Source organism: Tenacibaculum piscium (genome assembly GCF_021390715.1).
GTDB classification, from domain to species: domain Bacteria; phylum Bacteroidota; class Bacteroidia; order Flavobacteriales; family Flavobacteriaceae; genus Polaribacter; species Polaribacter piscius.
Genome location: NZ_JAJGWT010000004.1, coordinates 285540 through 286299, shown reverse-complemented (window position 1 = coordinate 286299; position 760 = coordinate 285540). Strand labels below are relative to the sequence as shown.

Annotated in this window: 1 protein-coding gene; it reads left to right on the top strand. The window is 38.3% G+C overall.

Annotated elements, in window-relative coordinates; translation table 11 throughout:
- Positions 1-760, top strand: a 760-nt coding sequence (locus L0U77_RS06340; protein WP_233900909.1) for an Ig-like domain-containing protein, incomplete at both ends; no start/stop codon positions are given.

The following is a 760-nucleotide window of genomic DNA, read 5'->3' as shown; positions in this document are numbered from 1 at the left end:
AACCTGATGGAACAGGAACAGAAATTACTTTCCCATACACTATAAGTGATGGAAATGGCGGAACAGATACAGCGAATGTTGCTGTAACTATCGGTAATACACCACCAGTAGCAGAGAATGATACAGCAAGTACAGCAATCAATACCTTAGTAAATGTAGATGTCTTAGTAGATAACGGAAATGGATTAGATTCAGATGTTGACGGAGATGTTTTAACGATAACTGATATCAATGGAACTACCCCAGTTGTAGATACACCAATAACAGTAGTAGGAGGAACAGTAACATTATTATCAGATGGAACATTAGATATCCAACCTGATGGAACCGGAGATGCAATTACTTTCCCATATACCATAAGTGATGGAAATGGCGGAACAGATACAGCAAATGTTGCTGTAACTATCGGTAATACACCACCAGTTGCAGAGAATGATACAGCAAGTACAGCAATCAATACCTTAGTAAATGTAGATGTCTTAGTAGATAACGGAAATGGATTAGATTCAGATGTTGACGGAGATGTTTTAACGATAACTGATATCAATGGAACTACCCCAGTTGTAGATGCACCAATAACAGTAGTAGGAGGAACAGTAACATTATTATCAGATGGAACATTAGATATTCAACCTGATGGAACCGGAACTGCAATTACTTTCCCATATACTATAAGTGATGGAAATGGCGGAACAGATACAGCGAATGTTGATGTAACAATCGGTAATACTGCACCAGTTGCAGAAGATGATTCAGCAAG